The sequence below is a fragment of the Marinobacter sp. DSM 26671 genome (assembly GCF_900112835.1).
Classification (GTDB): Bacteria; Pseudomonadota; Gammaproteobacteria; order Pseudomonadales; family Oleiphilaceae; genus Marinobacter; species Marinobacter flavimaris.
The window spans coordinates 1-6425 of record NZ_FONF01000050.1 but is presented as its reverse complement, the minus strand read 5'-3'; the positions used below and the strand labels follow the sequence as shown (position 1 = coordinate 6425).

Below are 6425 nucleotides of genomic sequence, written 5' to 3'. Positions count from 1 at the left end.
CACTGCCGCTTCGCGCAAAAAATCACGCTCCTTCTTCACGCGGGCCAATTCTCGCTTGAGGCGGGCAACCTCTTCGTCTCTGGGGGAACCAGAGCCTTTAAAGGCCTTATCCGTTTCCTCATCCGCTTCTCTGCGCCACCGGGATAACAGGTTGGGATTGATGCCGATCTCTAAGGCTACCTGGCGACAACTCACACCGGGTTGCCGGGTTAAGGCGATGGCTTCGCGTTTGAACTCTGGGCTATATTTTCTGCGTCTGGACATGAACACTCCTTTGGCACAGTGTGCCTCTTTTTAGGAATGTCCGCAGTAACGGGGTAGAACCCGAGACCGAGGAGTAGAGTTTCGCGTCGCGATATTCACAAAACCATGCTTTATTCTCGCGAACATCATCTAGCATGCAGAGCAATCTCTCGAGAAGAATCTAGTGCAAGCGGGAAGATTGAGTTCGCTCGAAGCCCTTTATGCCTGAAAGGCAACCCAATGACGCTGTATGCGTGACGAATGCTTCGTCCTTCGGCAATCGAATGAAGGTGATTGACCCATAATTAGCGGCATACGCCGTTTTAAGCACTTTGCGTGGAATTTAAGTACTTTGTGTTGAGGTTTTAAGTACTTTGTGTGGTCGTTTAACAAACGGGCAAAACAGCATCCAATCCCTAGCATCAAACTGCGCATAATGTATATTATGTTAAATATAGTGTAGAAGTACGGAGTGAGAAACTTATAAAAATGCTCGACCTCCAATACGCAACTCGCCTGTCCGGCTCTCGGGTCTTCAATAAACTGGGCTGGGATGAGCAATCCCAGCCCCCCGCGTTCAGGAATCGCTATCGGTTTCCTCTACCACATTCTCGGCATGCCTCTTTGCCAGCTCTTCGAGCGTTATATATTCACACTCTTTTTCGGCCATAAACGAGTCTGCGGAATCGATAAGAATATTGTCGTCGCGCATGAATCGGCGACCCAGCAGAGCCGGATAGGAAAACTTGCCGCGGTCTGTCAGTGAAAACTGCGTGGTATGTGTGGTTCCGGCAATGCAGAAGTCCATCATGACCACATATCGCTTCTGGGATGGCGCGCCTTTTCGTTTAATCAGAACTGTTCGCTCGACCGGCCGTTCGAACTCCAGAATGACGTCGTCATGGTCCAGTTCGCCCTCGGTCGGCTGGTCCTCGTGGTCACCCAGTGGAATCTGGAAACTGACCCACTCCTCGCCGTCGCGCTCAAAGCCCTCGATGTTTACCGCGTGGAGAGATGACGTTTTGGCGCCTGTATCGAGTCGCGCCTTCAGCCTCAGGTTGGTATCTTTCATGACTACCCATTCAACATAGCCAAGGGTTTCCGGCGGTCGCTGCTGGCTATTGTTGGCATCGGCCTCCGCAGAAACCGCCATCGCAGATGGAAAAACCAATGTCACAGCCAACAACGCCCTAATAACAAACCTCATTCAAAACCTCCTGCAAATTCCTGTAAATCCGGGAAAAATGATAAAAACTTTTGCTCCAGTTCTTCCTGGTTTGCGCGGATTTCCGTGATCATGCCGGCGAAATCATTTCTGAACCGTATGCGCCCTGCAACGCGGTCCAGTGCCTTCCCGATGTTTTCAAGATCCTGATAGGCCCCGAACCAGTCGTTCCACACCATCATTCGGGTAACTCTGGCCATTTTTTCCGGCATTAGATGTTCTTTCTGCTGCAACTCGTTGTATATACCGCGAATAAACGCCTCTTGCTCAATTTCACTGAACCGGTCCCAGTGTTTGAGAAGAAAATGGTCATAGAGAATATCGAGCGCAACGCCGGCAAATCGACGACGTTGACGGGAGAAGACCTGTTTGCTGGCAAGTACGTCGGGGTGCTGGTCGGTGAAGCTGTCGACCGCCCGATGGTGGCGGACGCCCTGCTTCACCGGGTCCGGCAGCGTCGAGAGATCGACACCCCGGGTAAAGTCACCGAGGATGCTCCCCACCCGAGCTTCAGGTGAGTCCGGCGCGAGAAATACATGAGCCAGATGGTTCAAACAGTCTCCCCGGTGGCCTGGTTTCAGAAGTTGAACTGGATGCCGACGCCCAGACCATCGACTTCGGCATTACTGTCTTCATAATAACGCATGTATTCAAGGTTGCCGGACAGGTTCGGCGCAAATTCCATATTCATGCCGATGCCGTAGGAAACGTCCGTTTCATCCTCGGTGGCAGTGCCCAGAAACGAAGAAGCTTCGATTTCGACCCGGGTGAAACCGAGGATAGCGTACGGCGTAATGGGTGATTCGTTGGCCAGATTGAACGTGGCGTAGCCGCCGAAGAAGTTATCCAGTGAATAATCGACTCCGCCGATGCGGTCGTCATCCACGCCAAAACCGCCCCGCGCTTCGATGCCCAGATACGGCGTCGCCATCACGCCAACTTTGGCAGACAGCGTGCCTACGTCAGCATCCGCGTTACCGCTCTCAAGGTTCATGAAAGTGTAGTTCAGGCCTGTGTAGAGCCCGCCAACGCCAGACTTGTACATATCCTGGGCGGATGCGGCTCCTGCGGCAGCCATACCGGTGGCAAAGATAACGGCAATTGAACGTACGTGTTTCATTTTTTATCTCCTTAACCGAATTGTTCGGTGTACATCGCTGAACTTGCACCAGACTGACGCGTTTTGCCATCAGAAAGATCCGCATTTACGCGTTATTTACACCGATTTAATTCGCCGGTAATTTCAGCATCCGCGCGGTGTTACCTTGCGGAAGGCCGACCCCACAGGTATTCTGACGCCGTCTCCCGGTATCAGCTGGCTCGAGCATCCATTGAGAAATCTCTACCCCGTCATTTTCATTGTCAGCGTCATGTTCGTGCTTTTGAGCATTTTCATGACATTGCCTGTCATCCTGCTTGCGGGCTCTGAAGCGCCGAACGCCATGGCGTTTGCAGAATCGGCCGCCATTGTCTGGGGCCTCGGTATACTGGGAATGGCCGCCACCTACCGCAAACCGAGAGATCTGAAGCCCCGGTACATGTTCGTACTCACGGTATCTTCTTGGTTCATTATTGCCCTGTTTTCATCACTTCCTTTCTATCTGAGTGACCTGGGCATTTCTGCCGCAGACGCCTTTTTCGAGGGCACCTCGGGAATTACCACCACCGGGGCAACAGTGCTCAGCGGCCTCGATGATATGGACAGGGATCTCTTGATCTGGCGGTCCATCCTGCAATGGATCGGTGGTATCGGGATTATCGGTATGTTCGTTGCGGTACTCCCGTTTCTGCGGGTCGGCGGCATGCGGCTGTTCGCCACCGAGTCTTCGGAATGGACCGACAAGGCTCTGCCAAGGATGAAAACACTCAGCCGTGGCTTGCTGGTGGTTTATCTGGTGTTTTCGATCATTGCGGTGGTTACCTACTGGTTTTCTGGCATGACGCTCTTCGATGCCTTCAACCATGGTCTTACCAGCATCGCCACCGGTGGCTTTTCCACCTCGGATCTGTCCATGGGCAAGTTCAATGATCTGATCCTCATGGAAGCCACACTTTTCATGATTATCGGCAGCTTGCCCTTCTTCCTTTTCGTGCGTGAAATGCATGGCCAACACGGCGTTCTGTTCCGGGATCAGCAGGTGCGATTGTTTCTCGCGATCCTGTTTTTTGTACCGCTGTTTCTGACACTCTACCGCTGGATGGTGTCACCGGTCCCCTTCGATCCCATCCATAACTACGCCTCTACCCTGTTTAACGTCACTTCTGTGGTAACCACCACGGGCTATGCTTCCGAAGATTATTCCGCTTGGGGCCCTCTGGCGTTCGTGCTGTTCTTTTTCCTGATGTTCGTGGGCGGCTGCTCTGGTTCCACGGCCGGCGGCATGAAAATCTTCCGGTTCCAGCTTTCCCTGATCATCCTGCGTGAGCAGTTGATGCGCCTGCTGCACCCTCGTGCGGTTCTTACCCGTAACTACAACGGCCGGGCCGTGAGCGATGAGATTATCTCGTCGATGATTGCCTACACGTTCATCTTCCTGCTCTGTCTTTTGCTGATCACGGTTGCCCTGGCCGCCATGCAGCTGGACTTTGTGACGGCACTGTCCGGCGCCCTCACCTCGCTGACCAATGTCGGCCCCGGCCTTGGGGACATAATCGGCCCTGCGGGTAATTTCGGGCCGCTTCCCGATGCGGCAAAATGGGTACTGTCTGTGGGTATGCTGATGGGGCGTCTGGAGATACTGAGCGTGGTGATCGTTCTATCGCCGGCGTTCTGGCGCAGCTGAGGCCTACCTGAGCCAGAGTATGGCGGGGTTTTCCAGGGGAAGGTTCAGGCGTTCATCCCGCACTCGCAGGCGCGGCGTGTAGTGTCCTTCGGGGCGTGGAGGCACTGTGCATTCATAAAGATAGGTATGAGGGGAACCACCCAGCGGATGTTTCATCTGCATGGCCGTAATGGTTCTTGGCCCATGCTCGGAATCCTCTGCAACAAGCTCTACTGCAATCCGCTGCTCGTCAATTCCATCCAGATAGACTTCCACGGTGAAAGTCTGGCTACCCGAATCTTCGCTTGTATTGAAGCTGTTGAAACGCAACCGGGACCAGTGCCTGGAGATTTCTCCGTATTCACCAATTAACTCCCTTGCAGTCTCGGAGCTGCGCCGGCTCCCCATTTCTGCCATGGGGAGATAGAACTGCTCGACGTATTCCCGCACCATCCGGTTGGCAGAATAGGCCGCCGTCAGTTGATCCATGCTTGCGCGCATACGTCCAACCCAGTTCCGGGGAATACCTTCGCTGTCGACGTCATAGAACCCGGGAATTACCTCGTTCTCCAACAGATCAAACAGCTGTTCCATGTCTGAGAGATCGTGGTCGTGATTGTTTGACCCGCTTAGCTCGTCAAACGTAGCGCCAGGTCGAATAGCCCAGCCCACATCCGGGTTCCAGGCCTCCGCCCACCAGCCATCGTACTGTGACAGGTTCAGTCCCCCGTTCACGAGTACCTTCATGCCACTGGTGCCGCAGGCTTCCCAAGGGTGTCTCGGACAATTGAGCCACACATCCACGCCCTGGATAAGCTGGTTGGCCACGCCCAGATCGTAGTCTTCAATAAACACGACCTTGCCCTCGACATCCGGTCGCCGGGAGAAGGCTTTCCATCGCCGGATGATGTCTTTCCCCGGGAGATCGTAGGGGTGGGCCTTGCCTGCAAGCACAATCTGAATCGGGCGATCGCGGCTGGCAAGCAGTTTGAGCAGGCGCTCCTGATCCTTGAGCAGGAGATCTGGTCGCTTGTATTCCGTAAACCGGCGGGCAAAGCCCAACGTGAGGGTTTCATGGTCCAACAAAAGGCCACACGCGGCTTCATGGTTGTTTCCGGGGTTTTGTTCGCAATGCTGGCTTGCAAGCCTTCGCCGGAGGTAGGTAATCAGCCTTGCGCGCTCCAGGCGCCTCATTTCCCATAATTCTTCGTCGGCGATGTTTGTCATCGGGCAGGTGCTCTGGAGAGGCCTGCGCCATCGATCCTTGCCACAGGCCCGGGTCCAGATGGCGTCGGATTCCGGAGAATCCCAGCTCGGCGTGTGGATGCCATTGGTCACGTAGTCCGCCGGAATGTCTTCGGCTGGCCAGCGCGGGAAGAAAGGTTGGAAAATGGTCTGGGTGACCTTCTGGTGGATGCGGCTGACACCGTTGAACCGACCACACATATTGAGGGCCAGCAAGGCCATATTGAGTTTAAGGTCAGTCGACTGATTGTCTGGGCTGGAGGGCTGGCTTCCTAACCCGGATTTCTCATGAAGAAGGTAGCATGAGGAAGGAAGAAGCGGCTTAAAGTGTTAGAATTCAAGTTCCTACACAAAAACCCACACTAAAAGCCGCTATCCAAAATGGTACCTCAAAAACTGACCTTCTCGCCACTCTCCCGCCGCCAGATTGAAGCCGATTTCTCCGGAGGCCATATCACCTCGGATGCCGGTGTGTTGTTACTGCGCGAAGTCGATAAACAACACCGGCTAACCCAGCGACTGGCCGAGACGCTGACCGACCAGCGGGATGCCCGCATGATTCGTCATGGGCTCAACACCATGATCCGGCAGCGCGTCTACGGCGTGGCCAGCGGCTACGAAGATCTGAATGATCATGAAGCGCTTCGCTTTGATCAGGCACTACAAACCGCCACGGGGAATGCCTCGACTCTGGCCGGCAAGTCCACGCTTTGTCGAATGGAGCAGGCGATGGATCGGCAAACCATTGTCAAAGCGCATGAGTTGCTCTGGCACCACTTTATCGAGCAGCATGAGAAGCCGCCCAAGGAAATCGTGCTGGATTTTGACGGCACCGATATTCCGGTGCACGGCGACCAGCCGGGTAAGTTCTTTAACCGGTATTACGACCATCACTGCTACTTCCCGCTTTACGTCTTCTGCGGTAGGCACTTGCTGGTGAGCTATCTGCG

At 54.4% G+C, this 6425-nt stretch carries 6 protein-coding genes and 1 pseudogene; 2 read left to right on the top strand and 5 right to left on the bottom strand.

The genetic code is table 11. From position 1 onward, the window contains the following. From BM035_RS21935 to BM035_RS21920, 4 genes are all read right to left on the bottom strand, one after another. The coding region (locus BM035_RS21935; RefSeq protein ID WP_139216096.1) for a transposase at positions 1-264 on the bottom strand (264 nt) is incomplete at its 3' end. A 556-nt stretch (positions 265-820) separates the two neighbouring features. Then, positions 821-1450, bottom strand: a complete 630-nt coding sequence (locus tag BM035_RS21930; RefSeq protein WP_053115308.1) for an ATP-dependent zinc protease family protein — start codon at positions 1448-1450, stop codon at positions 821-823. After that, positions 1447-2022, bottom strand: a complete 576-nt coding sequence (locus BM035_RS21925; protein WP_092034405.1) for an acyl carrier protein phosphodiesterase — start codon at positions 2020-2022, stop codon at positions 1447-1449. Before BM035_RS21925 ends, BM035_RS21930 begins: the two co-directional genes overlap by 4 nt. A 23-nt stretch (positions 2023-2045) precedes the next feature. After that, positions 2046-2588 (bottom strand): porin family protein, encoded by a 543-nt coding sequence (locus BM035_RS21920; RefSeq protein ID WP_008169714.1) that lies wholly within the window; start codon positions 2586-2588, stop codon positions 2046-2048. A 250-nt stretch (positions 2589-2838) separates the two neighbouring features. On the opposite strand from BM035_RS21920, the gene BM035_RS21915 reads away from it, so the two are divergent. Beyond that, positions 2839-4251 (top strand): TrkH family potassium uptake protein, encoded by a 1413-nt coding sequence (locus tag BM035_RS21915; protein WP_175497456.1) that lies wholly within the window; start codon positions 2839-2841, stop codon positions 4249-4251. 3 nt (positions 4252-4254) lie between these two features. Here the strand turns inward: BM035_RS21915 and glgP are convergent. Continuing rightward, positions 4255-5712: pseudogene (gene glgP, locus BM035_RS21910) on the bottom strand (alpha-glucan family phosphorylase); the annotation flags it as partial. Between the two features lie 144 nt (positions 5713-5856). On the opposite strand from glgP, the gene BM035_RS21905 reads away from it, so the two are divergent. After that, the coding region (locus BM035_RS21905; protein ID WP_139216094.1) for an IS1380 family transposase at positions 5857-6425 on the top strand (569 nt) is incomplete at its 3' end.